Here is a 25,973-nt window from a genome sequence, read left to right as displayed (position 1 = left end):
GTATATATGTGCGGAATCGTCGGTTACATCGGCAAGCGTGACGTGGCCCCCCTCCTGCTGGAGGGCCTCCAGCGCCTGGAGTACCGGGGCTACGACTCGGCGGGCATCGCCATCACCGCGCCGAAGACGGCAGGCCTGCGGACGGTCAAGGCCAAGGGCCGCGTCCGTGACCTGGAGGCCAAGGTCCCGGCCCGCTTCAAGGGCACCACCGGCATCGCCCACACCCGCTGGGCCACCCACGGCGCCCCCTCCGACGTGAACGCCCACCCGCACCTGGACGCCGAGGGCAAGGTCGCCGTCGTCCACAACGGCATCATCGACAACGCCTCCGACCTGCGCCGCAAGCTGGAGGCGGACGGCGTCGAGTTCCTCTCCGAGACCGACACCGAGGTCCTCGTCCACCTGATCTCCCGCTCCCCGGCGGAGAAGCTGGAGGACAAGGTCCGCGAGACCCTCCGCCTGATCGAGGGCACGTACGGCATCGCCGTGCTGCACGCCGACTTCCCGGACCGCATCGTCGTCGCCCGCAACGGCTCCCCGGTCGTCCTCGGTATCGGCGAGAAGGAGATGTTCGTCGCCTCCGACATAGCGGCACTGGTCGCCCACACCCGCCAGATCGTCACCCTCGACGACGGCGAGATGGCGACGCTGAAGGCCGACGACTTCCGCACGTACACCACGGAAGGCACCCGTACGACGTCCGAGCCCACCACCGTCGAGTGGGAGGCCGCCTCCTACGACATGGGCGGCCACGACACGTACATGCACAAGGAGGTCCACGAGCAGGCGGACGCCGTCGACCGCGTCCTGCGCGGCCGTATCGACGACCGCTTCTCCACGGTCCACCTCGGCGGCCTCAACCTCGACGCCCGCGAGGCCCGGCAGATCCGCCGTGTGAAGATCCTCGGCTGCGGCACCTCGTACCACGCCGGCATGATCGGCGCCCAGATGATCGAGGAGCTGGCCCGCATCCCCGCGGACGCCGAGCCGGCCTCCGAGTTCCGCTACCGCAACGCGGTCGTGGACCCCGACACGCTCTACATCGCGGTCTCCCAGTCCGGTGAGACGTACGACGTCCTCGCGGCCGTCCAGGAGCTGAAGCGCAAGGGCGCGCGGGTGCTGGGCGTGGTGAACGTGGTGGGCTCCGCGATCGCCCGGGAGGCGGACGGCGGCGTCTACGTCCACGCGGGCCCGGAGGTCTGCGTGGTCTCCACGAAGTGCTTCACGAACACCACGGTCGCCTTCGCGCTCCTCGCCCTGCACCTGGGCCGCACCCGCGACCTCTCGGTCCGCGACGGCAAGCGCATCATCGAGGGCCTGCGCAAGCTGCCCGCGCAGATCTCCGAGATCCTGGAGCAGGAGGAGGAGATCAAGAAGCTGGCCGAGCAGTTCGCCGACGCCCGCTCGATGCTCTTCATCGGCCGCGTCCGGGGCTACCCCGTGGCCCGCGAGGCCTCCCTGAAGCTCAAGGAGGTCTCCTACATCCACGCCGAGGCCTACCCGGCCTCCGAGCTCAAGCACGGCCCGCTGGCCCTGATCGAGCCCGCCCTCCCCACGGTCGCGATCGTCCCCGACGACGACCTGCTGGAGAAGAACCGCGCCGCGATGGAGGAGATCAAGGCCCGCAGCGGCAAGATCCTCGCGGTGGCCCACCAGCACCAGGAGAAGGCCGATCACACGATCGTCGTCCCGAAGAACGAGGACGAGCTGGACCCGATCCTGATGGGCATCCCGCTGCAACTCCTCGCCTACCACACCGCGTTGACCCTGGGCCGGGACATCGACAAGCCGAGGAACCTGGCGAAGTCGGTCACGGTCGAATAGCCGGCCCAAGGGGCGCGAGGAACTGCGCGAGCAACCACACCGCACCCCCAGAGGCCGACGAAACAGGAACGGACCCCCCGTGATGCCACCCATCACGGGGGGTCCGTTCTCGTCGCCGGGGAGCCGCCCAACCCCCCGGCCTGCGCCGCTAGCCGGTGGCCGTCACGCCCCGGCCGGCAGCACGTCCGCGCAGAGACGTCGGCCAGTGGGCCAACGCGGCGGTCGCGGCGTACCAGGCCACCGCCCCTGCCGCGACCGCGAACCAGCCGCCGACCTTGGCGAGCCCGTCGTTGTCGGCGAACGCGGCGATCGCCATCAGCACGAGGGACACGAGGAACAACCCGTAGGTGCCCTGCCCGAGTTGGTCGCCACCGGCGAGGGTGAGCGACAGCGCCACGAGGGCGAAGAGCAGGAAGAACAGCCCCGCCGCGTTGGCGGAACCGGCGTCCGAGACGGCCCAGGTGAACCACAGCGCGCCGAGCGCCGTGAAGGCCGTGCCGTTGGCGGTGTCGCGGTCCCGGAAGGCCATCAGACCGGCGACGAAGAGGGCGATGCCGCCCACGTAATGGGCGATTGACACGGCGTCAGCGGCCGTCACACCGTCGATCACGTCGGTGTGGCCGAGTCCGAACGCCAGGAGGGTGATCCCGAGGGCGAGTCGGCCGACGATGGTGGTGGTTGCTCCCGCGGAGACGTCGTTGTCCACGGCGGGCTCCCTTCATGCTGTGCAGTTGTGCGGTGTGCGATATATGCCCTTCACAAGGGCACAAACACCTCTACGCGCCAGTAGATTTGGGCGCTGCACAAGGGGAGCCGGGTGTTCCCGGTTCGCATCTCACCTGCGAGGACGGGGAGTTACGGAATCACGATGACAGGACGCTTCGCCCGCTTCGCGAGCCGCCCCGCGACCGACCCGAAGATGCGTCCCACGATGCCGTGCGTCGAGCCGACGACGATCGCGTCCGCCTCGTACTCCCGGCCGACCTCTTCGAGTTCGTGGCAGATGTCGCCGCCGCGCTCGACGAGGATCCAGGGCACCTCGGCGAGGTAGTCGGCGCAGGCGAGCTCAAGGCCGAGCACCTCGGTGCGGTGGTCCGGGACATCCACGAACACCGGCGGCTCACAGCCCGCCCACACCGTGGTGGGCAGCCGGTTGGCGACGTGGACGATGATCAGGCCCGAGCCGGAGCGGTGAGCCATGCCGATGGCGTACGCGAGGGCGCGTTCACTGGACGTGGAGCCGTCGAAGCCCACCACGACGCCGTGCTTGAAGGCGGGGTCGCAGGAACGGCGTGGCTCTTCGGCCGCCAGGGGCTCGGCCGCCGTGGGGTCGGCGACGGGCCGCTTGCGGTCCGCGGGTTCGAAGAATTCGTGACCGGCCATGGCTGTCTCGGCGTTGTGATCCTTAGTGGGAGGGACGACAGTGTGCGTCGGAGCTGTGTCCGGGAATCATCTTCCCAACCCCATACCCCCAAGGGTACGGCGGCACGCCTCCTTCGCCCAGATCCCGCTCCCGGTCGGTGGGGGTTCGAAGGAGCATGCACGAGTGGGCGCCCGTAACGCAATGGTTGCTGCGCTGTACAGGCGGTTTGCACAGGATTCGAGCGTCCGTGGCCCCCGAAGGGCCCTGCGGGCAGTGACCGACCGCTCGAACAGACGTTGAACCCGGCGAGTCACCCCCAGGGAGCACGCCATGTCCGGACACCGACCGCCCTCCGCCGATTCCGCCGATTCCGCCACGGACGTGGTCCGCTGGGCGGCCTTCAGTTGCGTCCTCGTCCCGGTGGTCCTCGTCTGGTACGGCTCCTCGCTCGCCGGCGCCGCGGGCACCGCCCTCGGCCTCGCCGCCGTCACGGCCGTCTGCCGGGTACTGCTGCGCCAGTCCGAGCGGGGCGCGGCACGCCTGCTCGCCGAAGAACGCGCACCCCATCGCGGCCGTCATCACAGGACCGGAACCGGGGCGCACCGAGGCGGTCGTCACACTGGGGGAAACTCACCGGTCGCTTGACCGGTTTCCGCGCACGGACCCGTATCTTTTCAGCCAACTTCTCGGCTCCGCACATCCGTTGCCCGTAACACCCCCCACCCCCCGTTCGACCTGCACGGAAAGGGTCCCGGGGCCCCTCCGCACCCTACGTGGATTGGCCACCGCGACGAGGCGCACTTCCCTGCACGGCCCGCGAGTGCAACGCTTCGTGATCGAATGCTTCACGCCAAGTTGCCATGTCGACAATGTGCCGGTTGCCGAACTGGTCACCCCGGCACCACGGGACACAGTAGATTCGATCTTGACGTCTTACGGCGGGGGACTCGTGCAGGACCGAGGGGAAACGTGCAGGAGCGACACAACCGAGGAGCCGCGACCACCGAGGGGGGCTTAGCAGTATGAGCCACGACTCCACCGCCGCGCCGGAAGCCGCGGCCCGGAAGCTTTCCGGGCGACGCCGCAAGGAGATCGTCGCGGTGCTGCTGTTCAGCGGCGGCCCCATCTTCGAGAGTTCCATACCGCTGTCGGTGTTCGGGATCGACCGCCAGGACGCCGGCGTGCCGCGCTACCGCTTGCTGGTGTGCGGCGGCGAAGAAGGCCCACTGCGGACCACAGGGGGCCTGGAACTCACCGCGCCACATGGCCTGGAGGCGATCTCGCGGGCGGGCACGGTCGTCGTGCCGGCCTGGCGCTCGATCACCTCGCCACCGCCGGAGGAAGCGCTCGACGCACTGCGTCGCGCGCACGAGGAGGGCGCCCGCATCGTCGGGCTGTGCACGGGCGCCTTCGTCCTCGCCGCGGCGGGCCTGCTGGACGGCCGCCCCGCGACCACACACTGGATGTACGCACCGACGCTGGCCAAGCGCTATCCGTCGGTCCACGTCGATCCGCGAGAGCTCTTCGTGGACGACGGCGACGTGCTCACCTCCGCCGGTACGGCGGCCGGGATCGACCTCTGTCTGCACATCGTGCGGACGGACCACGGCAACGAGGCGGCGGGCGCACTGGCCCGGCGTCTGGTCGTGCCCCCGCGCCGGTCGGGCGGTCAGGAGCGCTACCTCGACAGGTCTTTACCCGAGGAGATCGGCGCCGACCCGCTCGCCGAGGTCGTCGCCTGGGCGCTGGAGCACCTCCACGAACAGTTCGACGTGGAGACGCTGGCGGCACGGGCGTACATGAGCCGTCGTACGTTCGACCGCCGCTTCCGCTCGCTGACCGGGTCGGCCCCGCTCCAGTGGCTGATCACCCAGCGGGTGCTGCAGGCCCAGCGCCTGCTGGAGACGTCGGACTACTCGGTGGACGAGGTCGCGGGCCGCTGCGGCTTCCGTTCGCCGGTGGCGCTGCGCGGGCACTTCCGCCGCCAGCTGGGCTCGTCGCCCGCCGCGTACCGGGCCGCGTACCGCGCGCGCCGGCCGCAGAACGACAAGCCTGCCGACGCCGAGGCGGGCGCGGGCCCCTCCGGCCCGCCGCCGCTGCTCCATCCGGAGACCGGTCCGGTCCCGCTCCAGACCCGCCGTACGGCGGCGGCGAGCGCGGTCGGTTCCGGGGCGCAGCTGTCGGCGAGCCTGCCGGGGCAGCGCAGCGGGTCCTGAGGCGCTGAGCGCCTGACGCCGGACGGGATGATCGACCGATCCCGTCCGGCGTTCAGCCATGCCGTGGCCCTGACCATCGTCACGCGGCCGGGAGACTGGCTGCACCACCGGTCCTCCCAAACCGCGACGCCAGCTTTAGGGTGTTCGCATGAACGATCGCATGGTGTGGATCGACTGCGAGATGACCGGCCTCTCGCTGTCCGACGACGCTCTCATCGAGGTAGCCGCCCTCGTCACCGACTCCGAGCTGAACGTACTCGGCGATGGAGTGGACATCGTCATCCGGCCGCCGGCCAGGGCGCTGGAGACGATGCCGGAGGTGGTGCGTCAGATGCACACCGCGTCCGGACTGCTCGACGAGCTCGCCGGCGGCACCACGCTGCCCGAGGCCGAGGAGCAGGTCCTCTCCTACATCCGGGAGCACGTGAAGGAACCCGGCAAGGCCCCCCTGTGCGGCAACTCGGTGGGGACCGACCGCGGCTTCCTGGCCCGGGACATGGCGGAGCTGGAGAGCTACCTGCACTACCGCATCGTCGACGTGTCGTCGGTGAAGGAGCTGGCCCGCCGCTGGTACCCGCGGGCGTACTTCAACAGCCCCGAGAAGAACGGCAACCACCGCGCCCTCGCCGACATCCGCGAGTCCATCGCGGAGCTGCGCTACTACCGCGAGGCCATCTTCGTACCGCAGCCCGGTCCCGACTCGGACACCGCGCGGACCATCGCGGCGAAGCACGTACTGCCTGCTCAGTAGCCGGGTGAGGGTCCTTCGGAGGGGCGCCGTAAAAGCCGTGCGCGAGCACCCCTTCGGACCCTGTACACTTTTTCTCGGCCGGTAGGGAACACCACAAAGTCCCACGCCGGTCATGGTGGGTGTAGCTCAGCTGGTAGAGCACCTGGTTGTGGTCCAGGATGCCGCGGGTTCGAGTCCCGTCACTCACCCTGGTTGATCAGCCGGTGGCCTCGGAAGAGGTCACCGGCTGATTGCGTTGCGCACCCCGAACCCGTCCATGTAGTCGCGGACTTGGACCAGCAGCCCGTCCCGCACCCGCAGGACCAGCAGCCCCGGCACACGGAATCCGCCCTCTCGGCCCGGCACCGACGCGACGACCGTGTGCTCGGCGACGATCACCTCCGGATCACGGGTCTCGTGGACGACCACGTCCCGGACCTCCTCCACCCGCACCGGGCTGGCGCCCCAGGCGGCCCGGTATCCCGCCCGGACCTCCTCCCGGCCCGCGTAGCGCGGCGGGAAGCCGGGGGTGGCGAACGGGAACTCGTGCACCGCGTCCGGCGCGTACAGGTCCGCCAGGCCGTCGGCGGACTTGTCCCGCATGGCCTGGTGGTAGCGGGCCAGTACCTCACGTGGGCTCAGCACCTTGATCACTCCACTCGCTCAACACTTGTTGAGTGAGGGAGCGTAGTCCCGCCCTCGGTTTCGGTCAACGCTTGTAGAGTGAGCTGGTGACCGATCTGCCGGAACCCGCCCCGACCCGGGCCGAACGACGTCTCGCCACCCGGGCCCGCATCCTGGACAGCGCCCGTGCCCTGTTCGCCGAGCGCGGCTTCGAGCGGACCACCGTCCGGGCGGTGGCCGCCGCGGCGCGGGTGGACCCGGCGCTGGTCATGCAGCACTTCGGCACCAAGCGGGACCTGTTCGCCGAGGCGGTGCGGACGGCCGGCCCGCCGCCCGGCGGGAGCGACCCGGAGGCGCTCGTCGACCAGCTCCTCACCTCGCTGGACATCAAGCTCGGCGGGCTGCCCGACGGCACCCTGGCCACGCTGCGCTCGATGCTCACCGATCCCGACGCGGCGGATCACGCGCGCCGGGCGATGGGCGGGCAGATCGACTCCCTCGCCGCCGCGCTGCCCGCCGCCGAGGACGCGGAACTGCGCGCCGCGCTGGTCGTCACCGCCATGGTCGGCATCACCATCGGGCACCAGCTCCTCGCCCTGCCCGCCCTCCGCGAAGCCCCCGCCGACCGGATCGCCGCGGTGCTCCGCCCCGCCTTCAAGTCACTTACCCAGGAAGCGACTTGACGGCCGCCGACGAGTCCGGCATACGCCGGGGGCCGCACCGGCACCCAGGGCGGCGAGCATGCGTGCCGGGCGTCGTGAGGCAGGCGGGACGTCCGCAACGGGCCCTACAATCCCGACGGTGACCGAGCCCGCTCCCGCGCCCACCGGCGCGATCCACACCCCCCGCCTGGACCTGCTCCCCCTGAGCGTCACCCACGCCGAGGAGATGGCCGCCGTACTCGGGGACCCGGCGCTGCACACCTTCATCGGCGGCGCGCCCCTCACCTCCGAGGAGCTCCGGGACCGCTACGAACGCCTGGTCGCCGGCTCCCCGCACCCCACGGTCTCCTGGCACAACTGGGTCCTGCGCCACCGCACCGAGGACCGGCTCATCGGCACCGTCCAGGCCACGGTCACCGGCCACCGCGAGGCCGAGATCGCCTGGATCGTCGGCACCCCCTGGCAGGGCCACGGCTACGCCGCCGAAGCGTCCCGCGCCCTGGTCGCCTGGCTGGTCCGCCACTACGTCCGCACGGTCACCGCCCACATCCACCCGTCCCACACCGCGTCACAGGCGGTGGCGAGGGCAGCGGGCCTGTCGCCGACGGAGGAGGAACACGAGGGCGAGACGGTGTGGCGGCTGTCACTGAACGCGTGAGACGGCCCGCCACGCATCCGCCAACTCGCCCACCTGGCCGTACCGTTCCCCCGGGTCCGCCCGGGTCGCCCGCTCCAGCACCGCCAGCTGTGCCGCCGTGCCCCGGAAGGCACGCTCGTCCGCACCGGCGTCCAGGAGGAGGCGGGCGGCGCGGGCGAGGACATGGACGGTCGTACGGGTGTCGATGACCGAACCGCGGCGCCACTCCTCGGGGGCCATGAAACGGCGGGAACCGGGGAGCCGGTCCGCGTCCAGGACGAACGGACCTGGCCGGTACTCGTCGAGGTCGATGAGATGGAGTCCGGCGCCCTCGAAGTCGTACAGGAGCGAGCCGTCGTAGAAGTCGACGGCGACCAGGCTGCACCGGTGCGTCGTGGGAGGGGACCGTGCGGCCGTGGTGGCTGCGGGACGATCGCCGGATGCCGTACTGCCTGATGGACCGCCCAGGCCCGGTCGAGGGAGGCCTGGGCCCGGGTGGTGACCGGCACTTTGACGAACCAGCGGGTGCCGTCGGCGAGCCTGACGCCGTACGACACATTGCCCGAGTCGTGGGCGCGGAAGACGCGGAAGATCTCCCCCACGCGCCGGAGGTACGGCTCCACCCGCGGAACCCCGGTGACCTCCAGCAGCGGATGAGGGGTCACGAGGACGCCCGCGCCACCAGCTCCGTCACCAGCTCCACCTGCCGTCGGTCCAGCTCGCGGGACGCCGCCGGGCGGCGGTCCGCGATCTCGCTCAGGAGGAGGTTGATCATGTGGCGGCCCATCTCCGCGATGGGCTGGCGGACGCTGGTGAGGGGCGGGTCCATGTGGCGGGCGATGGCGGAGTCGTCGTAGCCGACCAGGGCGACGTCCTCGGGGATGCGGCGGCCCGCCTCCCGCAGCGCCTGGCGGGCGCCGGCCGCGGTGACGTCGGAGGCGGCGAAGACCGCGTCGAGGTCGGGGCGGCGGGACAGCAGTGCCGCCATCGCCCGGGTGCCGCCCTCCTCGGTGAAGTCGCCCGGCTCGATCAGGGCCTCGTCCGCCACCTGCCCGGCGTCCCGCAGCGCGTCGCGGTAGCCGTCGACACGGCGCTGGGCGCCGTACACGTCGAGGCGGCCGGTGATGTGGGCGATCCGGTGGCGGCCGCGGGACAGCAGGTGTTCGACGGCCTGCCGGGCGCCGCCGTAGTTGTCCGAGTCCACCGACGGCAGCGTCTCCCCCGCTGACCGGGGGCCGCTGATCACCGCCGGGATCTCCAGCTGGGACAGCAGGTCGGGCAGCGGGTCGTCGGCGTGGACCGAGACCAGCAGGACGCCGTCGACCCGGTGGGCGGCCAGGTACTGGGCCAGTCGGCGGCGCTCCTTGTCGCTGCCCGCGAAGATCAGCAGCAACTGCATCTCGGTGTCGGACAGTTCCGCCGCGACACCCTTGAGCATGTCCGAGAAGTACGGCTCCGCGAAGAACCGGGTCTCCGGCTCGGGGACGACCAGCGCGATCGCGTCCGTACGGTTGGCCGCGAGGGCGCGGGCCGCCGTGTTGGGGACGTACCCGAGTTCCGCGACCGCGGCCTCCACCGCCGCCCGGGTCGCGTCGCTGACCCGCGGCGAGCCGTTGATCACCCGGGAGACCGTGCCCCGCCCGACCCCGGCGCGTGCGGCCACCTCTTCGAGGGTGGGCCGGCCACCGCTCCGAGCTCGCGCCCCGTGGCTTGCCATGTGGCTCCGCCTCCCGCCGTCGAACCTACGTTGGCCTGGAATCTAACAGTCGTGATCGGCCCCGGGTCCGGGGGCGAACGCCTCGCACCGCTTTCGGGCCCGCCGGCCCGTGGCACCGGCCGGCGCTTCCCGCCCTTCCCGCCGTCCCGGGCCACCGGTGCCGGACACCCGGCCCGGCCTCGGCGGCACCGGCTGCCGACGGAACAGAATGGGACGGTGCCCGCCCTTCCGCTTCCGTTTCCGCGCCTGCCCGCCGATGCCCTGTGCGTTCAGACTTGCACGCGGCACTGTGCGCGCACCGGCCCGCCGGCCGGCCGGACACCGGGTGGCTCGCGCCTCCGCTTCGCCGCGGTTCCCGAACCCCTCGGGCCCGTGCCCGCACCGAGCGGAGGTCTCGTGCGCGGAGTGCGCGAGCGCGCCCTCGGGCGCCCGCACGGCGGCCTCGTTGCAAGCGCGCAGGGCCGTTCCGCGGGCGGCTGCCCGCGGCGCCGCCGGTGCCGGGCTGACCTGCGCCGCCCGCCACGCACCGGCCGTGCCGTCCGGGTACTGGACACATCGCATACGAACAGACCAACCTCCCTGCAACGAGCGAACACGGCCCGGAAGGCCCGCCTCCGCCCCGCTCGTCCGTGCCCCCGGCACCGGGCGCCCGGGGTCATGGGTTCAGCCACAGAAACATCTCGAAGCGATATCGCACTGTCCGTGCCCTTGACACCCCCGCCGAGACCGACGACTCTTCAACTCATCACTGGTGGGAGCGCTCCCACAGTACCTGACACATACACATCCCGCACGTTCCCCGCCCGAGCCGCCGCGAGAACTAACGGGCCCAACAATGCAGTTGGCCGGGGGGTCGGCACGTCAGGGCAACAGGAGGACTCAATGCGAGCACGTACCCGAACCGCCCGTCGCAGGGTGGTGGTTCTGGCGGCCGTGGCGTCGCTGGGCGCCGGGCTGCTGGCCGGCTGTGCCGACGACGGCAACGACGACAACGGATCGGAATCGTCGGGCGGTGGCGGCAAGACGACCATCACGCTCGGCCTCTTCGGCACCGCCGGCTTCAAGGAGTCCGGCCTGTACAAGGAGTACGAGAAGCTCCACCCGAACATCCACATCGAGCAGACGGTCGTGGAGCGCAACGAGAACTACTACCCCGCGCTCATCAACCACCTCACGACCAACAGCGGCCTCCAGGACATCCAGATGGTCGAGGTCGGCAACATCGCCGAGGTCGTCCAGACCCAGTCCGCCAAGCTGCTCGACCTGTCGAAGTACGGCAAGAAGAGCGACTACCTGGAGTGGAAGTGGCAGCAGGCCACGACCCAGGGCGGCCAGACCGTCGGCGTCGGCACCGACGTCGGCCCGATGGCCATCTGCTACCGCAAGGACCTCTTCCAGAAGGCCGGTCTGCCGACCGACCGCGAGGAGGTCGGCAAGCTGTGGGCGGGCAGCTGGGAGAAGTTCGTCGACGTCGGCAAGCAGTACCAGAAGAAGGCCAACGGGACGACCTTCCTGGACTCCCCCGGCGGTCTGCTGCAGGCCATCGTCAGCAGTGAGAAGGAGCGGTTCTACGACGCCTCCGGCAAGGTCATCTACAAGACCAACCCGGCCGTGAAGGCCGCCTTCGACCTCACCGCCGATGCCGCCGAGGCCGGACTGGTCGGCAACCAGACGCAGTTCCAGCCCGCCTGGGACACCACCATCGCCAACAGCAAGTTCGCGGCGATGTCCTGCCCGCCGTGGATGCTCGGCTACATCAAGGGCAAGTCGAAGGACGACGCCAAGGGCAAGTGGGACGTCGCCCAGGCGCCGAAGTCCGGCAACTGGGGCGGTTCCTTCCTGACCGTGCCCAAGTCCGGCAAGAACACCGAGGAGGCCGCCAAGCTCGCCGCCTGGCTGACCGCCCCGGAGCAGCAGGCCAAGCTCTTCGCCGTGCAGGGCAGCTTCCCGAGCACCCCGGCCGCGTACGACTCGGCCGCGGTGAAGAGCGCCAAGAACGACATGACCGGTGACGCGCCGATCGGCACGATCTTCGCCGAGGCCGCCAAGAACATCCCGGTCCAGACGATCGGCCCGAAGGACCAGATCATCCAGCAGGGCCTGACCGACAACGGTGTGGTCCTGGTGACCCAGGGCAAGTCGCCCAAGGACGCCTGGAACAACGCCGTCAAGACCATCGACAACAACCTGGACCAGTGACCCGTATGACCACTGGGCACGACACCGCCGCCGCGTCCCCCGCCAAGGAGGGGGGCGCGGCCCCGGCCCGCCCGCCCGCGGAGAACCCGGCCGAGGAGCGCCGACGGGCCCGCCTGTCCCGGCGCTGGCAGCGCGACGTGCGCTGGAGCCCGTACGCCTTCGTCTCGCCGTTCTTCCTGCTGTTCATGGCGTTCGGCCTGTTCCCGCTGATCTACACCGGGTGGGCCTCGCTGCATCAGGTGGAGCTGACCGCGCCCACCGACATGCACTGGGTGGGATTCCGGAACTACACGCGGATCTTCGACGACGACTTCTTCTGGAACGCGGCGAAGAACACGCTGACCATCGGGATCATCTCGACGGTCCCGCAGCTGCTGATGGCGATGGGCCTCGCGCACATCCTCAACTACAAGCTGCGCGGCTCGACCTTCTACCGGGTCGCGATGCTGGCGCCGTACGCGACGTCGATCGCCGCCGCCTCGCTCGTCTTCGTCCTGCTGTTCGGCCGCGACTACGGCATGATCAACTGGGTGCTCGGGCAGATCGGCATCGACCACATCGACTGGCAGAACGACAAATGGGCCTCGCAGATCGCGGTCTCCTCGATCGTCATCTGGCGCTGGACCGGCTACAACGCGCTGATCTATCTGGCGGCGATGCAGGCGATCCCGCAGGACCTGTACGAGTCCGCGGCCCTGGACGGGGCCAGCCGCTGGCAGCAGTTCTTCCATGTGACGCTGCCGTCGCTGCGGCCGACGATCCTGTTCACCGTGGTCGTCTCGACCATCGGCGCCTCCCAGCTCTTCGGTGAGCCGCTGCTGTTCGACGCGAACAAGGGGGCCTCCGGCGGATCCCAGCACCAGTTCCAGACGCTCGGCCTGTACCTGTACGAGCAGGGCTGGGTCAACCAGCACCTGGGCCGTGCCTCCGCGATCGCCTGGACGATGTTCCTGATCCTCATCGTCATCGGGATCATCAACTTCGTCATCTCGCGCCGGCTGCGCGCCAGTAGTTAGGAGAACCGGCCGTGACGACGACACTCACCAAACCGCCGGCCGACGAGGCGAAGCGCCCCCGGCGCCCCAGGTCGGCCCGCGCGGGCGGCACGCTGCACGCCGGTCCGATCGCGTACATCATCCTCGCCCTGTTCACCATCGGCTCGCTGTTCCCGCTGGTGTGGACCGCGATCGCCGCGTCCCGCGACAACCAGCGCCTCGCGCAGAACCCGCCGCCGCTGTGGTTCGGCGGGGGCCTGTTCGACAAGCTGGAGATCGCCTGGAACGACGCCAACCTGGGCGAGGCGTTCATCAACACCACGTTCGTGGCGGGGGTTTCGGCAATCACCATCGTCATCCTGTCGACGATCGCCGGATTCGCCTTCGCCAAACTGCGGTTCAAGGGCCGCAACGCCCTGATGCTGATCGTGATCGGCACGATGATGGTGCCGCCGCAGCTGAGCGTGATCCCGCTGTACATGATGGTCGCCAAGCTCGACTGGTCCGACCAGCTCCAGGCGGTGATCCTGCCCTCGCTGGTCAGCGCGTTCGGCGTGTTCTTCATGCGGCAGTACCTGCTTCAGGCGCTGCCGGACGAGATCATCGAGGCGGCCCGGGTGGACGGCGCGAGCAGCTGGCGGGTCATCTGGCACGTGGTGTTCCCGGCCGCCCGGCCCGCGATGGCCGTGCTCGGCATGCTGATGTTCGTGCAGACCTGGAACGACTTCCTGTGGCCGTTCCTGGTGCTCACCCAGAACGGCAACCCGACCGTGCAGGTCGCGGTCGCGGGCCTGGGCCGCGGCTACACCCCCGACCAGTCCCTGATCATGGCGGGCGCGCTGCTCGGCACGCTGCCGCTGCTGGTGGTCTTCGCGATCTTCGGCAAGCAGATCGTCGGCGGCATCATGCAGGGCGCCGTCAAGGGCTGACCGCCTGCTTTCCCGGGGGCCGGGTCACCGCCGCCTCGGCCCCCCTCTCCTCCCCCTCATCTACCCGTCGGTCTCCACGACCTCCTATGGGAGCGCTTCCATGCCTGAACCCGCAACGCCGGCGACCCCGGTGACCTTTCCTCCCGCCTTCCTCTGGGGCGCCGCGACCTCCGCGTACCAGATCGAGGGGGCGGCGCGGGAGGACGGCCGTACGCCGTCGATCTGGGACACCTTCAGCCATACGCCCGGCAAGACCGCGGGCGGCGAGCACGGTGACATCGCTGTCGACCACTACCACCGCTACCGCGACGACGTGGCGATGATGGCGGAGATCGGGCTCACCGCGTACCGCTTCTCGATCTCCTGGTCGCGCGTCCAGCCGACCGGCCGCGGGCCGGCGGTCCAGCGGGGTCTGGACTTCTACCGCCGGCTGGTCGACGAGCTGCTGGCGAAGGGCATCAAGCCCGCCGTCACCCTCTACCACTGGGACCTGCCGCAGGAGCTGGAGGACGCGGGCGGCTGGCCGGAGCGCGACACGGCGTACCGGTTCGCGGAGTACGCGCAGATCGTCGGCGAGGCGCTCGGCGACCGGGTGGAGCAGTGGATCACCCTCAACGAGCCGTGGTGCAGTGCCTTCCTGGGCTACGCGTCCGGCGTCCACGCGCCGGGCCGCACCGACCCGGCGGCCTCGCTGAAGGCGGCGCACCACCTCAACCTGGCGCACGGCCTGGGCGCTTCGGCCCTGCGGACGGTCATGCCGGCCCGCAACTCGGTCGCGGTGAGCCTCAACTCGTCCGTGGTCAGGCCGCTTTCGCAGGACCCGGCCGACCTGGCCGCGGTACGGAAGATCGACGACCTGGCCAACGGGATCTTCCACGGTCCGATGCTGCACGGCGCGTACCCGGCGTCGCTGTTCGCGGCGACGGAATCGCTCACCGACTGGTCCTACGTCCAGGACGGCGACCTCGCCCTGATCAACCAGCCGCTGGACGCGCTCGGCCTCAACTACTACACGCCGACGCTGGTGTCGGCGGCCGACCCGGACGCCGCGGGCCCGCGCGCCGACGGCCACGGCTCCAGCGACCACTCGCCCTGGCCGGCCGCGGACGACGTCGCCTTCCACCAGACGCCGGGCGAGCGCACGGAGATGGGCTGGACCATCGACCCGACGGGCCTGCACGACCTGATCATGCGCTACTCGCGTGAGGCCCCGGGTCTGCCCCTGTACATCACGGAGAACGGCGCGGCCTACGACGACAAGCCCGACCCCGACGGCCGCGTCCACGACCCCGAGCGGATCGCCTACCTGCACGGCCATCTGCGTGCGGTCCGCCGTGCCATCGCGGAGGGCGCGGACGTGCGCGGCTACTTCTTGTGGTCCCTGATGGACAACTTCGAGTGGGCGTACGGCTACGAGAAGCGCTTCGGCGCGGTCTACGTCGACTACACGACCCTCGCGCGCACGCCGAAGTCGAGTGCCCTGTGGTATGGGCAGGCGGCGCGTACGGGGACGCTGCCTCCGGTCGCGGAGGTCTAGGAGCCGCCGGGGGTGTCCTGCCACCCCCGGGGATGGGGAAAAGGGGAGGGGCGCGGCATCCGAGGGGGATGCCGCGCCCCGCCTTTTCTCCGTGGGGGGGGCGGAGGGTCAGTTGTAGGCCGCGAACGCCTTCGAGAACGCGTGCTCGTCCTGGACGATGGAGCTGCACGTGGCGTCGGCGTAGGTCTTGGCGCCGCCGGAGCACTGCTTGTCGCGGGTGGCGGACCACATGGACAGCCAGCCGAGGCCCTTGGACTTGGCGAAGGCCACCAGCTGGGTGGCGTCCTCGACCTTGAAGATCTCGCTGGTGACGTCGTTGACACCGATCATGGGCGTCACTGCCACGGCCTTCCATGCGGCGCTGTCGCTCAGCCCCAGCACGCTCTTCACCTGGGCCTGCGTGGCCGTCGCGGCCTGTTCGGCGTAGGTGCCCATGTCGCCGCTGTAGGAGGCGCCGTAGTCCATGGCCATGATGTTGACGGTGTCGATGCCGACGCCGTTGCTCTTGGCGTCGGCCAGCAGGTTCACGCCGTCCTGGGTGAGGCCCTCGGGCATGACGGGGAGGGTGAAGGAGACGTCCAGGTCCGGGTGTTGTGCCTGGAGCTTGGCTATCGCCTTGGCGCGGTTGGTGTTCGCGGTCGTGTTGGGCAGCGCGCCGCCCTCGACGTCGAAGTCGACCTTGGTGAGGTCGTAGGTGTCCACGACCTTCCCGTACGCCGCCGCCAGCGCGTCCGCCGACGAGCAGGTCGTCGCCAGTTCGCTGCCCGCCGCGCCGCCGAAGGAGACCCGGACGTCGCCGCCCTTGGCGCGCAGGGCGCCGATCTGCGCGGCGACCGCGTCGCTCGCGAGGTCGGTGACACCGCCCCACTTCGGGGTGCAGCCGCCGCCGTCGGTGACGAAGGCGAGGTTGTAGTCCTTCACGCCGGTGGCCGCGGCGCTCGCGACCAGGTCGAAGGCCGGGTAGAGGGAGGTGTCGACGTAGGGGGCGAAGCCGGCGTTCGTGGTGGTGCCGGTGCCGGAGCTCTGGCTGGGGCTCGCCGTGGCGGTGGGGGTGGGGGTCGCCGTGCTGGTGGGCTTGCTGGTCGGCGTCGGGGACGGGGAGGCCGTTTCCGTGGGGCGGCCGGTCGGTTCCGGTGTCGCGGTGGCGTCCGTGGAGCAGGAGGCGCCGTCGATGCGACAGCCGGTCGGCGCGCCGGTGCCGTTGACGACGAAGCCGACCGTGACGGACTCGCCGGCGGCCAGGCCGTCGGCGTCCCACTTGGCCGAGGTCACGGTGACGTGCTGCCCGCTCACGCTCGACTCGGCGTTCCAGAGCGAGCTCAGCTTCGAGCCCGCGGGCAGGTCGAACTCCAGCTTCCAGTCGGCGTCCGTGGCGCCGCTGTTGTTGGTCACGACGTACTGGGCGGTGTAACCCGTCGACCAGTCACTGGTCCTGGTGTAGGCGGCGCCGATCCCGGCGGCCTGGGCGGTGCCGGTGAGCAGGATCGCGCCGCCACCGACCACGGCCGCGGCGACGGCCCCGGCGATCACCTTGTTTCTGCCGCTCACCTTGCGCCGGTGCGTGCTCATGGCGTGCCTGCCTTCGTTGTTCGGGGGTGGGGTGCGGCAGCACGCTAGCGACCCGGAATCGGGCAAAGTGCCTGATCCGGACGGGGGTTGGCGATCTTAGGGTGCGCTTAAGGATGGGATCGGGGACGGTTAAAGGTCGAGACCAATCGGCCGGTACGGCGCCTGCGCACCCGGTGTCCCCGGCGCTCCGGCACCCGCCTGTCCAGCTGGATCCAGATCCGCACCTCGGTGCCGCCGAGGACCGAGGAACCGATCCGGACGTCCCCGCCGGTCTCCTCGGCGAGCCGGCGCACGATGTCGAGGCCGAGCCCGGTGGACCCCGCGCTGCCGGAGCCGCGCCCGCGGGCCATCGCCGCCTCGGGGTCGGCTATGCCGGGCCCCGCGTCGGAGACGAGCACGATCACCGCGTCCTCGCCGTTGTGCACGTCGACCGCGAAGGCGGTGCCCTCGGGGGTGTGCCGGAAGACGTTGCCCAGCAGGGCGTCCAGGGCGGCGGCCAGGTCGGCGCGGGCCACGGGTATCCGCACCGGGCGCTCGACGCCCGCCACCCGCACCTTGCGCCCCTCGTCCTCGGCGAGCGCCGACCAGAACGCCATGCGCTCGCGCACCACCTCGGCGGCGTCGCACCCGGCGCCGGGACCGGCGGCCACGGTCTGCGGCTTGGCCTCCCGGGCGGTCCGGATGATGGTGTCGACCTCCCGCTCCAGCTGGGCGACCGCGGCCCGGGTCTGCTCGGCGGCGGGCCCGTCCCCGAGCGAGGCGGCGTTGAGCCGCAGCACGGTCAGGGGGGTACGGAGGCGGTGGGACAGGTCGGCCGCCAGTTCCCGCTCGTTGGCGAGCAGTTGGACGACCTGGTCGGCCATGGAGTTGAACGCGACCGCGGCCAGCCGCAGTTCGACGGGTCCCTCCTCGGGCACCCTGGCCCCGAGCTTGCCCTCCCCCAGCTCGTGCGCGCTCTCGACCAGCTTCTGCGCGGGCTGCACCATCCGTACGCCCAGCCGGTCGGCGACCGCGACCGAGCCGACGATCAGCGCGACGCCGACGCCGGCGAGCACCGCCCAGGCCGTGGCCACGCCGTTGCTGACCTCGGCCTCGGGGACGTACACCTCGACGACCGCGATCTCGCCGGAGCTCAGCGCGACGGGCTGGAGCAGCGTGGAGCCGCCGGGCACCTCGGTGGTGGAGGCCCGACCGAGCCTCCGCACGGTCGCCACGTCGCCGGCGGCGGCGCGCTGCCGTCCGATGTCCACGGCCGGGCCGCCGCCGCTCGCGGGTATGTGCACGGCCATCCCGTCCTCCGAGCCCGCGGAGGCGACGACCCGCTCCAACTGGTCCCGGTCGGTGGTGATGGACAGGGCCGGGGCGACGGCGGCGGCCTCCCGCTCGGCGTTGGAGAAGGCGCGGTCGCGGGCCATCTCCTTGATGACGAGGCCGAGCGGGATCGCGAAGGCGACCACGACCATGGTGGTGACGGCGAGGCAGACCTTGACCAGTGCCCATCTCACAGCGGTGGCTCCAGCTTCACGCCGACGCCCCGGAGAGTGTGCAGATAGCGCGGCTGAGCCGCCGTCTCCCCGAGCTTCCGCCGCAGCCACGACAGATGGACGTCGATGGTCTGGTCGTCGCCGTAGGACTGCTGCCACACCTCGGCGAGCAGTTCCTTGCGGGGGACGACGACACCGGGCCGCCCGGCGAGGAAGGCGAGCAGGTCGAACTCGCGGCGGGTGAGGTCGAGGCGTACGCCGTCCAGCTCGGCCTGGCGGCGCAGCGGGTCGACGGTGAGGCCGCCGACGCGCAGCACGGACTCGGGGGCCGCCTCACCCACGGCGGCCCGGGACCGGCGCAGGACGGCGGCCATCCGCGCGGACAGGTGCTCGACCGAGAAGGGCTTGGTGAGGTAGTCGTCCGCGCCCGCGTTCAGCAGCCGGACGATCTCCGCCTCGTCGTCCCGGGCGGTGGCGATGATCACGGGCACGTCGGTGATCCCGCGCAGCATCTTCAGCGCCTCGGACCCGTCCAGGTCGGGCAGACCGAGGTCGAGGATGACGACGTCGAAACGGAAATGGGCGACCTCGCGCAGCGCCTCCAGCGCCGTGCCGACGCTCCGCACCGTGTGGGCGGCGTCGGTCAGATGCCGGATGAGCGCCGAGCGTACGAACTGGTCGTCCTCGACCACGAGCACACTTGCCATGCGCCGCACCGTACGCCATGCGGGCGAGCCGCAGCCGAGCCTGTGGACAACTTCGCGGCACCCCCGGCGCGCCCTGTGGACAACTGCGGGCAGGTGCGTCCGGTGGGACGCGTGAGGCAGTATGACCGGCGATGCGCAGAGGACTCGTACACGTACTGGCTTGGTCGCTCGCCACGGGCGCGGCGGTCACGTTGTCGTGGTGGGGCGTGCACACGGTCATGGCGGGCACCGCCTACGATCCGCCCCGCGCCCTGCCCATCACGGTCGCGGAGCAGACCACGCAGGACTCCAGGCCGCTGGCGTCGTCGACGGCCCGCCCGTCCCCGTCGGCGTCCGGCTCCGGGTCAGGGTCCGGGTCCGCGTCGGGAAGCGCCTCCCCGAGGACCTCCCCCACGCCGTCCCCGTCGAGGACACCCTCCCCGACCGCGAGCCCCACCGCGTCGGGCCAGGTCAAGAGCTACGACACCGACGGCGGACGGGCCGTCTTCTCCCTCGGCAGATCCTCCGCGTCGCTCGTGTCGGCGACACCGGCCGCGGGCTGGTCGATGCAGGTGTGGAAGACGGAGACGTGGATCCGGGTGGAGTTCGCCTCCGGCGCGGACCGGGTGTCGGTGTTCTGCACGTGGCACGACAGCGCGCCGCGGGTGGAGGTGGGGACGTACTAGACAAGGAAGTCCACCATCAACTGAGAGACAACTACATATTGACAGTCGACTTCCATTTGGCGGTAGCCTTTCACTAAGGCCGCTTCCTAGGGGAGGTCCCCATGACCGCACTCGCTCCGCGCCCGTCCCCCCGCCGCTGGCTCGCGCTCGCCGCGCTCACCCTGAGCGTGCTGATCGTCGGCCTCGACGGGACCGTCATCAACGTCGCCCTGCCGACCATGGCGGGCGAACTCCACGCCGACAGCTCGCAGCTGCAGTGGATCGGCGGCGGCTATCTGCTCGCCCTGTCCGTCGCGATGCTCCCGGTCGGCGTGCTCGGCGACCGCTACGGCCACAAGCGGCTGCTGCTGTCCGGCATCGGCCTGTTCGGTCTCGCCTCGCTCGGTGGCGCGTTCGCCGACTCGCCCGGCCAGATCATCGCCGCGCGGGCCGTCCTCGGCCTCGGTGCCGCCGCGATCATGCCGCTGTCCATGGCGATCCTGCCGCGCGTCTTCGCCAAGGACGAGCTGCCCAAGGCCGTCGCCGTCTGGACCGCCGCCACCGCACTCGGCATGCCCGTGGGCCCCGTCGTGGGCGGCTGGCTCCTCGACCACTTCTGGTGGGGCTCAGTGTTCCTGTTCAACCTGCCCGTCGCCGCGCTCGCCCTGCTCGCGGGCCTGTGGCTGCTGCCGCGCGACGAACGGCGCACCACCACGGCCGCCTTCGACACCCTCGGCACCGTCCTCGGCGGCCTCGGCATCATCGCGCTCGTCCACGGCACGATCCTGATCCCGCGCGACGGCTGGACCGGTCCCCCCGTCCTCGTCTCGCTCGTCGCCGCGACCGCCCTGCTGACCGCGTTCGTCCGGCACGAGCGCCGCACCGCGCAGCCGATCGTCGACCTGAAGCTGTTCGCCGACCGCCGGTTCCTGTGGGGCACGTTGATCGCCGTCTTCGTCAACTTCGCGGTGATGGGCATCCTGTTCGTCGTCCCGCAGTACCTGGAGGCCGTCCTCGGCAACGACGCCCTCGGCACCGGCATCCGCGTACTCCCTTTGATCGGCGGCCTGATGGCCGCGGCCACGCTCAGCGAGTCGGTGGTCCCGCGGCTCGGCGCCCGTACGGTCGTCCCGTTCGGCCTCGCCCTGCTCGCGGCCGGCGTCCTGCTGGGCGCCACCACGGACACCGGCGACGGCTACGGCTTCACCGCCCTGTGGCTCTCCCTGACCGGGCTCGGCTTCGGCCTGGCCGTCGTCCCGGCGACCAGCCTGGTCATGGGCGCGCTGCCCGGCGAGGGAACCGGCTCCGGCACCAGCCTCCTGGAGACCGTCCAGCAGCTCGGCTCGGTCCTCGGCGTCGCCGGCCTCGGCAGCCTGCTCGGATACGGCTACCTGGCCCGCCTCGACACCGCCCGTCTGCCCACCGACGCGGCGGACACGGCCCGCGACTCGGTCTCCGGCGCGGACGCAGTGGCGGCACAGCTGAACGACCCGGGCCTCGCCACCCAGGCCCACGAGGCCTTCGTGCACGGCATGAACCTGGTCCTGGTCGTCTGCGGGGCGATCGCCCTGCTCGCCGCCGTCCTGGCCGCGCGGTTCCTGCCCGGCCCGGTCCCCTGCTCCCGCACGGTGGCCCGGTCCGTGCCCGAGCCCGCAGAATCGGTCGCATGACGACGCACGAGACCTCCGCCGCGCCCCTCGGCCTGCGGGAGCGCAAGAAGAAGCAGACCCGGGAACGCATCCGGCGCGAGGCCTACCGCCTCTTCGCCGAGCACGGGTACGAGGCGACCACGGTCGACCAGATCGCGGACGCGGCGGAGGTCTCGTCGAGCACGTTCTTCCGGTACTTCCCCGCCAAGGAGGACGTGGTCATCCAGGACGAGTACGACCCCGCCCTCGCCGAGGCGGTCCGCTCCCGCCCCGCCGACGAGCCGATCGTGGACGCGATCCTGGCCTCCCTCTCGGGTTCGCTCGGCGCGATGCTCGCGGAGGACCGCGAGGATCTGCTCCTGCGGTCCCGCCTCACCTTCACCGACCCGGCGATCCGCGCCGCCAACGTGGTCGAACAGGAGCGCAGCGAACGGGCCATGGCCGAGGTCATCGCCGAACGCACCGGCCGGGACGCGACCGATCTGGAGATCAGGTGCGCGGCCGCCGCCCTCATCGCCGTGTTCACGACGCTCGTACGGCACTGGGTGGAAGGGGACGGAAAGGAGGATCTGGCGGCGCTCTACGCACAGCACCTGCCGCTGCTGACGCGGGGGTTGGACTTCTGAGCCCGCCGCTGCCAGTTGCCGGCTGCCCGCTGCCTCTTGGCAGTCGCCTGTTGCCGGGCGCCTGTTGTCGGGCGCCTGTTGTCGGCTGTCAGCGGAAGACGGAAGGCGGCGGCGCCGGTGAGGCGACCGCTGCCGCGTCCGTCACCGGGGCCGCCCCGCCGGTGAAGTCCAGGAGGGCGCGGCCGTGTTCGACCCGGCCGGGGTGCGGGTCCGAGGCCGCCCGGCGGGTCAGTTCCGCGATCGGCAGGGCGGTGTCGGAGGCGACGAGGACGGCATTGCCGAAGCGTTTGCCGCGCAGCACCGTCGGGTCGGCGACCAGGGCGAGGTGCTCGAAGCGGGCGGCGGCGGTGGCGATCTGGCCGCGCAGATGGGCGAGCGGGGGGCCGTCGGCGAGGTTGGCGGCGTAGACGCCGCCCGGCCTGAGGGTTCTGCGGACCTCGTCCAGGAACTCGGTCGAGGTCAGGTGGGCCGGGGTGCGCGCCCCGCTGAACACATCGGCGATGACGAGGTCGGCCCAGCCGTCCAGCACCTTGCCGAGCCCCTCCCGGGCGTCGACGGCCCGCACCCGGATGCGGGCGTTGGGGTCCAACGGCAGCTCCCGGCGGACCAGTTGGACGAGGGCCGCGTCCCGTTCGACGACCTGCTGGGTGGAGCGGGGGCGGGTCGCGGCGGTGTACCGGGCGAGGGTGAGGGCGCCGCCGCCGAGATGCACGGCGTGCACCGGCTTGCCGGGCGGGGCGACGAGGTCGATGACATGGCCGAGGCGGCGCTGGTACTCGAAGGTGAGCCGGGCGGGGTCGTCGAGGTCGACGTGCGACTGCGGGGCCCCGTCGATGAGCAGCGTCCAGGCCCGCGCGCGCTCCCGGTCGGGGATGAGCTCGGCGAGTCCGCCGTCGACGGGTTCCACGACGGGTTCGACGGTGGCGGCTGTGCGCCGGGAGCTGCGGGACCTTGCCATGGGGCCATTGTCGCAAGGGGCGGGCCCTCAGGCGCGCCCGGCTGCGGCGCCCCCGGTGCGCCGGGGCTCGGCCACGGCGCCCTCCCCGGCCGTCACCGGCAGTTGTCCGCCGCCTCGATCAGCCGCGCGGCCTCCCCGAGCGCGGCCCGCAGCACCGCCGGGTCGGTCGCGAGGTCGGCCTCGCCGGGCGGCAGCAGCCAGTCCGAGCCTTCCACCGGCGGCTCCGGGTTGAGCCGCAGCCCGCGTCCGTTGGTCTCCGTGCAGGTGCTGCCCGGGACGTCCCAGGCGGCCGCCGTCCCCGGCGGGACCACGAAGCCGAGGGTGTGCCCGCCGTCGTCGTGCAGTACGGGCCCCACCGCGTCCCCGGCGCCGCGCCGCAGGATGTCGACCGCCTCCAGCCCCTGCCGGGCCGACACGGTGACGAGGTCGCAGCCGGCCTCCGGAACCGGTGGTCCGCCGTACTCCGTCAGCGACGCGCGCGTCTCGACGCTCTGGCTGGTCTCCATCCCGGCCTGCACCACGGAACCCCTCCTTGGACGAGCGGGTCGGGAGTCGGGCTGCTCCCGGTCCACGGAGTTCAACGCGCGGCCGCGTCAACGGCTACGGCGGAAGTCAGCCGCAAAGGATGGCAGTTCATGGCAGATCCTGGATGAGATATCCGGTTTGTAGCCAAACACCGCGTGGCGGGTCCGGCACAGCAGGTACGTTCTTGCCCGCCGGAACCAGGGTGACGACAGTGACATACCACTCAACTCGCCCCGCGCCCGGCATGGTTCGACGGTTCGCACGAGAGGACCCGGCCATGGCGACGTCAAAGGCGACCTCGTCCCAGTCCCCCCGGCCACCGCGGCCGAATCTCGCGTTCCGGGAGTTGCGCGGACAGCGCTCCCCGGCCGAGTTCGCCGCGGCGGTCCGGCGGGCCGCGCGCGAGATCGGCGAGCGGGTCAGCTGTGACGCGCGCTATGTGGGCAGGGTCGAGGCGGGTGAGATCCGCTGCCCCAACTACGCGTACGAACGGGTGTTCCGGCACATGTTCCCCGGCCGCACGCTCACCGACCTGGGCTTCGCCCCCCGCGCGTCCGTACGCGGACGCGGGGCGCGCGCCATCGACGACGCGCCCCCCGAGCACGCCACGCGACTCGCGTACGCCGCGGGTGGCGCGACGGGTGAGACATGGGGGTCGTACGAGCCGTATGACACGCAGGACCCGTACGAGACGCACGACAACTACGAGGAGAGCGACGTGCTGCGTCGCGCATTCATGACCGGCGGGGGCGCCACCGTGGCCGTCGCCTCACTGGGCGCCATCGGGCTGGCCACCGCCGACGCGGCGGAGCGCCGTGTCCGGCGCGCGGGAGTCCCCGAGGCGGACGCCCTGGACGAAGCCGTACGACGGATCCGGCTGCTCGACGACCGGCACGGCGCGGACGGCCTGTACCGGCGCGCGGCGACCCCGTTGCGGGCCGCCTACGCGCTGCTGGACGCCGGTGCGACCCGGCAGACCACCGCCGACCGCCTGCACGCGGGCGCCGGGGAGCTCGCCATCTCGGTGGGCTGGCTGGCGCACGACTCGGGGCGGTTCGACGACGCGCGCTCGCACTACGCGGAGGCCCTCGCGACCGCGCGGATGACCGGTGACGCCGGTCTGGAGTCGCACGCCTTCTGCAACACGGCGTTCCTCGCGCGCGACGCGGGGCGACCGCGGGAGGCGGTGCGGGCCGCGCAGGCCGCGCAGCGGGTCGGGCGTCCGCTGGGGTCCGCCCGGCTGATGTCGCTGCTCGCGCTGCGGGAGGCGGGCGGCTGGGCGGGGCTCGCCGACCGCACCGGCTGCGAACAGGCGCTGGCCCGCGCCCAGGCCCTGTACGAGCGCGGCCCCTCGGACGCCGACCCCGAGTGGATGAGTTTCTACGGGGAGGCCGAGCTGGAGGGGCTGGAGGCGCAGTGCTGGTCGGCGCTGGGTGACTGGCCGCGTGCCGCGCGGCACGCGCGCCGGGCGGCGCAGCTCCAGGACCCGCACTTCACCCGGAACATCGCGCTGTACTCGGCCGAGCTGGCGGACGACCTCGCGCGCGGGGGCCGCCCCGACGAGGCCGCGGAAGCCGGGATGCGGGTGCTGGATCTGCTCGGGCAGGTCCAGTCGTCGCGGATCCAGTCGATGCTGGCGGGGACCGCGCGGGTGCTGCTGCCGCACCGGCGGGCCTCGGGAGTGGGGACGTTCCTGGAGCGGCACGCCTCCCTGCCGCGGTCCGCCTGACCCACGGCGACCGGGTCAGCCGGCGAGGTGCCCCAGGTCGTTCCAGCTCTCGATCGCCGGCTCCCCGTACGCCCAGCCCAGGACCGACAGTGACGTCGGGTTCAGCCTGATCCGGGCCGCGAAGTCGAGCGGCAGGCCGAGCCAGCGGGCGCCGATGGAGCGGAGTATGTGGCCGTGGGCGAAGACCAGGACGTCCCGGTCCGCCGCGCGGGCCCACGCCACCACCTCGTCCGCGCGGGCGGTGACCTCGGCGAGGGTCTCGCCGTCGGGGACGCCGTCGCGCCAGATGAGCCAGCCGGGGTTCACGGCCTGGATCTCGTCCGGCGTCATACCCTCGTACGCGCCGTAGTCCCACTCCATCAGCGTGTCCCACTCGCTCGCGCGCTCGCCGAACCCGGCGAGTTCGCACGTCTCCCGCGCGCGGGTGAGCGGGCTGGTGCGCACCTCGGCGCCGGAGAGGCCGTCGAGCGGCGGCCGGTGCAGGCGCTCGCCCAGGAGCTTGGCGCCACGCCGGCCCTCCTCGAGGAGCGGCACGTCCGTCCTGCCCGTATGTTTGCCCGCCAGGGACCATGCGGTCTGGCCGTGCCGGGCGAGCAGGATGCGCGGTGCCATGAGATGAAGGACCTTTCGAGGAAAAAACCGGGCGGGC

25 protein-coding genes and 1 tRNA gene are annotated in these 25,973 nt (G+C 71.7%); 15 read left to right on the top strand and 11 right to left on the bottom strand.

Annotated features, from left to right (window positions below; translation table 11 throughout):
- The first annotated feature begins 6 nt into the window (after positions 1–6).
- Positions 7–1,824: a glutamine--fructose-6-phosphate transaminase (isomerizing) gene (glmS, locus tag DI272_RS31825; protein ID WP_109498620.1), complete on the top strand. Its 1,818-nt coding sequence runs from the start codon at positions 7–9 to the stop codon at positions 1,822–1,824.
- 148 nt (positions 1,825–1,972) lie between these two features.
- Here glmS and DI272_RS31820 read toward each other — a convergent pair whose 3' ends face one another.
- Together DI272_RS31820 and DI272_RS31815 are read right to left on the bottom strand one after the other, a co-directional pair.
- Positions 1,973–2,530, bottom strand: a complete 558-nt coding sequence (locus DI272_RS31820) for a GPR1/FUN34/YaaH family transporter (protein ID WP_109498619.1) — start codon at positions 2,528–2,530, stop codon at positions 1,973–1,975.
- 149 nt (positions 2,531–2,679) lie between these two features.
- Positions 2,680–3,207: a universal stress protein gene (locus tag DI272_RS31815; protein WP_109498618.1), complete on the bottom strand. Its 528-nt coding sequence runs from the start codon at positions 3,205–3,207 to the stop codon at positions 2,680–2,682.
- A gap of 310 nt (positions 3,208–3,517) precedes the next feature.
- Between DI272_RS31815 and DI272_RS31810 the strand changes: the two genes are divergently transcribed.
- The 4 genes from DI272_RS31810 to DI272_RS31795 all read left to right on the top strand — a co-directional run bounded on the left by DI272_RS31810 (position 3,518) and on the right by DI272_RS31795 (position 6,342).
- Positions 3,518–3,832: a hypothetical protein gene (locus DI272_RS31810; RefSeq protein ID WP_109498617.1), complete on the top strand. Its 315-nt coding sequence runs from the start codon at positions 3,518–3,520 to the stop codon at positions 3,830–3,832.
- A 377-nt stretch (positions 3,833–4,209) separates the two neighbouring features.
- On the top strand, positions 4,210–5,403 hold the full coding sequence (locus tag DI272_RS31805; RefSeq protein WP_109498616.1) for a helix-turn-helix domain-containing protein: 1,194 nt from the start codon (positions 4,210–4,212) through the stop codon (positions 5,401–5,403).
- 148 nt (positions 5,404–5,551) lie between these two features.
- The gene (gene orn, locus DI272_RS31800) at positions 5,552–6,154 is read left to right on the top strand and encodes an oligoribonuclease (protein ID WP_109498615.1); all 603 of its coding nucleotides are present in this window, start codon (positions 5,552–5,554) and stop codon (positions 6,152–6,154) included.
- A 115-nt stretch (positions 6,155–6,269) separates the two neighbouring features.
- Positions 6,270–6,342, top strand: a tRNA-His gene (locus tag DI272_RS31795).
- A 31-nt stretch (positions 6,343–6,373) separates the two neighbouring features.
- Here DI272_RS31795 and DI272_RS31790 read toward each other — a convergent pair.
- The gene (locus tag DI272_RS31790) at positions 6,374–6,778 is read right to left on the bottom strand and encodes a nuclear transport factor 2 family protein (RefSeq protein ID WP_258314746.1); all 405 of its coding nucleotides are present in this window, start codon (positions 6,776–6,778) and stop codon (positions 6,374–6,376) included.
- Positions 6,779–6,864: 86 nt separating this feature from the next.
- On the opposite strand from DI272_RS31790, the gene DI272_RS31785 reads away from it, so the two are divergent.
- A complete protein-coding gene (locus tag DI272_RS31785) occupies positions 6,865–7,440 on the top strand; it encodes a TetR family transcriptional regulator (RefSeq protein WP_258314745.1) in 576 nt (191 codons plus the stop codon).
- 118 nt (positions 7,441–7,558) lie between these two features.
- Positions 7,559–8,077, top strand: coding sequence for a GNAT family N-acetyltransferase (locus DI272_RS31780; protein ID WP_258314744.1), 519 nt, complete (start codon positions 7,559–7,561; stop codon positions 8,075–8,077).
- Here the strand turns inward: DI272_RS31780 and DI272_RS46055 are convergent.
- Positions 8,063–8,296: a hypothetical protein gene (locus DI272_RS46055; protein ID WP_309221677.1), complete on the bottom strand. Its 234-nt coding sequence runs from the start codon at positions 8,294–8,296 to the stop codon at positions 8,063–8,065. The genes DI272_RS31780 and DI272_RS46055 overlap by 15 nt on opposite strands.
- A gap of 421 nt (positions 8,297–8,717) precedes the next feature.
- Entirely contained in the window at positions 8,718–9,773 is a 1,056-nt protein-coding gene (locus DI272_RS31770; RefSeq protein ID WP_109498613.1) for a LacI family DNA-binding transcriptional regulator, read from the bottom strand.
- Positions 9,774–10,655: 882 nt separating this feature from the next.
- On the opposite strand from DI272_RS31770, the gene DI272_RS31765 reads away from it, so the two are divergent.
- The 4 genes from DI272_RS31765 (at position 10,656) to DI272_RS31750 (ending at position 15,433) form a co-directional block, all read left to right on the top strand.
- The gene (locus DI272_RS31765; RefSeq protein ID WP_109498612.1) at positions 10,656–11,972 is read left to right on the top strand and encodes an ABC transporter substrate-binding protein; all 1,317 of its coding nucleotides are present in this window, start codon (positions 10,656–10,658) and stop codon (positions 11,970–11,972) included.
- 5 nt (positions 11,973–11,977) lie between these two features.
- Complete coding sequence (locus tag DI272_RS31760; protein ID WP_109498611.1) at positions 11,978–12,988, top strand: carbohydrate ABC transporter permease; 1,011 nt, start codon at positions 11,978–11,980, stop codon at positions 12,986–12,988.
- Positions 12,989–12,999: 11 nt separating this feature from the next.
- On the top strand, positions 13,000–13,896 hold the full coding sequence (locus DI272_RS31755; RefSeq protein ID WP_109498610.1) for a carbohydrate ABC transporter permease: 897 nt from the start codon (positions 13,000–13,002) through the stop codon (positions 13,894–13,896).
- A gap of 100 nt (positions 13,897–13,996) precedes the next feature.
- A complete protein-coding gene (locus DI272_RS31750; protein WP_109498609.1) occupies positions 13,997–15,433 on the top strand; it encodes a GH1 family beta-glucosidase in 1,437 nt (478 codons plus the stop codon).
- 108 nt (positions 15,434–15,541) lie between these two features.
- Here DI272_RS31750 and DI272_RS31745 read toward each other — a convergent pair whose 3' ends face one another.
- The 3 genes from DI272_RS31745 to DI272_RS31735 form a co-directional block, all read right to left on the bottom strand.
- A complete protein-coding gene (locus DI272_RS31745) occupies positions 15,542–17,002 on the bottom strand; it encodes a cellulose binding domain-containing protein (RefSeq protein WP_109498608.1) in 1,461 nt (486 codons plus the stop codon).
- Positions 17,003–17,109: 107 nt separating this feature from the next.
- A complete protein-coding gene (locus tag DI272_RS31740) occupies positions 17,110–18,507 on the bottom strand; it encodes a HAMP domain-containing sensor histidine kinase (protein WP_109498607.1) in 1,398 nt (465 codons plus the stop codon).
- Complete coding sequence (locus DI272_RS31735) at positions 18,504–19,193, bottom strand: response regulator transcription factor (protein ID WP_109498606.1); 690 nt, start codon at positions 19,191–19,193, stop codon at positions 18,504–18,506. Before DI272_RS31735 ends, DI272_RS31740 begins: the two co-directional genes overlap by 4 nt.
- 131 nt (positions 19,194–19,324) lie before the next feature.
- Here DI272_RS31735 and DI272_RS31730 point away from each other — a divergent pair, with 131 nt between their 5' ends.
- The 3 genes from DI272_RS31730 (at position 19,325) to DI272_RS31720 (ending at position 22,112) form a co-directional block, all read left to right on the top strand.
- Positions 19,325–19,858, top strand: a complete 534-nt coding sequence (locus tag DI272_RS31730) for a hypothetical protein (RefSeq protein ID WP_109498605.1) — start codon at positions 19,325–19,327, stop codon at positions 19,856–19,858.
- 101 nt (positions 19,859–19,959) lie between these two features.
- On the top strand, positions 19,960–21,507 hold the full coding sequence (locus DI272_RS31725) for an MFS transporter (protein ID WP_109498604.1): 1,548 nt from the start codon (positions 19,960–19,962) through the stop codon (positions 21,505–21,507).
- Complete coding sequence (locus DI272_RS31720; RefSeq protein WP_109498603.1) at positions 21,504–22,112, top strand: TetR family transcriptional regulator; 609 nt, start codon at positions 21,504–21,506, stop codon at positions 22,110–22,112. The genes DI272_RS31725 and DI272_RS31720 overlap by 4 nt, the downstream gene beginning before the upstream one ends.
- Positions 22,113–22,200: 88 nt before the next feature.
- Here the strand turns inward: DI272_RS31720 and DI272_RS31715 are convergent, their stop codons facing one another.
- On the bottom strand, positions 22,201–23,070 hold the full coding sequence (locus DI272_RS31715) for a spermidine synthase (protein WP_109498602.1): 870 nt from the start codon (positions 23,068–23,070) through the stop codon (positions 22,201–22,203).
- 92 nt (positions 23,071–23,162) lie between these two features.
- A complete protein-coding gene (locus DI272_RS31710; RefSeq protein WP_109501154.1) occupies positions 23,163–23,576 on the bottom strand; it encodes a hypothetical protein in 414 nt (137 codons plus the stop codon).
- Between the two features lie 296 nt (positions 23,577–23,872).
- Here DI272_RS31710 and DI272_RS31705 point away from each other — a divergent pair, with 296 nt between their 5' ends.
- On the top strand, positions 23,873–25,324 hold the full coding sequence (locus DI272_RS31705) for a hypothetical protein (RefSeq protein WP_109498601.1): 1,452 nt from the start codon (positions 23,873–23,875) through the stop codon (positions 25,322–25,324).
- A gap of 15 nt (positions 25,325–25,339) precedes the next feature.
- Here the strand turns inward: DI272_RS31705 and DI272_RS31700 are convergent, their stop codons facing one another.
- Positions 25,340–25,936, bottom strand: a complete 597-nt coding sequence (locus DI272_RS31700; protein WP_109498600.1) for a histidine phosphatase family protein — start codon at positions 25,934–25,936, stop codon at positions 25,340–25,342.
- Between the last annotated feature and the right edge of the window lie 37 nt (positions 25,937–25,973).

This window comes from Streptomyces sp. Act143 (assembly GCF_003143935.1).
In the GTDB taxonomy this organism is placed as follows: Bacteria; Actinomycetota; Actinomycetes; order Streptomycetales; family Streptomycetaceae; genus Streptomyces.
This window is presented reverse-complemented; position numbering and strand designations above follow the sequence as displayed.